Raw genomic sequence first — 1,512 nt, 5'->3', positions numbered from 1 at the left:
ATACCAATTTTTACTAGCCTTAATAAATTCTTCTCCTAATTTATAAGTAAAACATTCTTTTTCTTTTAAAGCTTCATTATAATCAGGATAAGTTTCTAAAGGTGGTAAAGCTAAATTTGGATTTTTCTTTACTTTAAATTTATAAGCCTTTTGTTCTTGTTTATGTGAAATAACAATGCTTAATATTATAAAAGGTAAAGATAAAAAACCGAATACACTTTTAGAATTTAAAATCAAAGCTTGTCCTAGTTTATAAGAAAGTTGGTTTTGAATTCTTATTTTGGCTTTTCCATAATTATTTTGGAATTTTAGCAGGTTTTGTTTTACAATTAATAATTGATTTTTATTTTCTAAGGTTTCATTTAAATTATGAATTTGATTAGTTTGTTGTAAGATTATATTATTTTGGGAATTTAAGGTTTCATTTAAATTATGAATTTGATTAGTTTGTTGTAAGATTATATTATTTTGGGAATTTATTTTCTCGCAATAAATTTTTATGGTATTTTGATTATTTTGGATTTCATTTGATTGTTTTACTATAGTTATTTTATTATTATTTATTATCATTGCAATAAAATCCAAAATTAGATTTTCATAGTTTGTTTCATAATTTTTCATAATTCTAAAAATTTCTATAAATAAGCTTCTAAGATTATTTGTTGGGTATTGTGCTATAATATCATATATCCAATTTTCACATTCATTTTTAAAAGCTTTGTTAAATAACTTTATTAAATCTTTATTATGAAAATTATTAGAAAAATTTAAAGCTAAAAAAGCATTAATTCCATAACTTAATATTTTATAATATTTTTTTCCATCTATAATATTTAAATTAAGTAAATTGCAGAAATTTTTTAGTGATTTGTTTATGTTTTTACCATTATCATTATAATTCATAATACTATTTGGTCTAACTCTATATATATATAGTTTATTTAAGTTAATATGTATTTTATTAGCTTGAAGACAAAGTAACATTCCAAAGTGGTGATCTTCATGTATAATACCATTGATAAATTTTAATTTTATATGATTTAAAAATTGTATAAAATTTATCATGCACATTTGACCAAGCCAAAAAGCTGTAAAATTATTTTCTAGTGTTTTTTCTAGCCATTGTTTTGAGGTAATAGTTTCAGATTTTTTAAATTGATAATTTTCTAGAATGGTTTTTGTTTGTTTTTTTGGATTTTCTATATCATCATAATAAAAATAATGATCAAACCAAACCACTTCAACCCCATCCATTCTAGGAACACATTCTTCTATGCAATTTAATTCCCAATAATCATCAGAATCTAAAAAGATAATATAATCAATATCAGGAGCTTTAAAATTTAAAAGTTCATCTTTATTTTTAAAGAAATTTGAACTTTTATATATTTTATAAATATTATAAGGATTATCTTCATTGTCTAATTTAAATTCTACTAAGGAGTTTTCTTTTAATTCTTGGGTAATATTTTTAAAATCATATTCTTTACTAAAGAATTCTATGCCAACATT

General features: G+C 20.8%; 1 protein-coding gene. It reads right to left on the bottom strand.

Annotation, left to right across the window (positions count from 1 at the left end; all coding sequences use genetic code 11):
• Positions 1 to 1,512 (bottom strand): glycosyltransferase (locus AJN60_RS09880; protein WP_070285667.1); only part of this gene is annotated, 1,512 nt, incomplete at both ends.

Origin of the sequence: Campylobacter sp. BCW_4323, from assembly GCF_001763115.1 — a bacterium.
GTDB classification, from domain to species: Bacteria; Campylobacterota; Campylobacteria; order Campylobacterales; family Campylobacteraceae; genus Campylobacter_D; species Campylobacter_D jejuni.
Note: the sequence above shows the minus strand (reverse complement) of the source record. Positions and strands in the feature narration are given on the sequence as shown.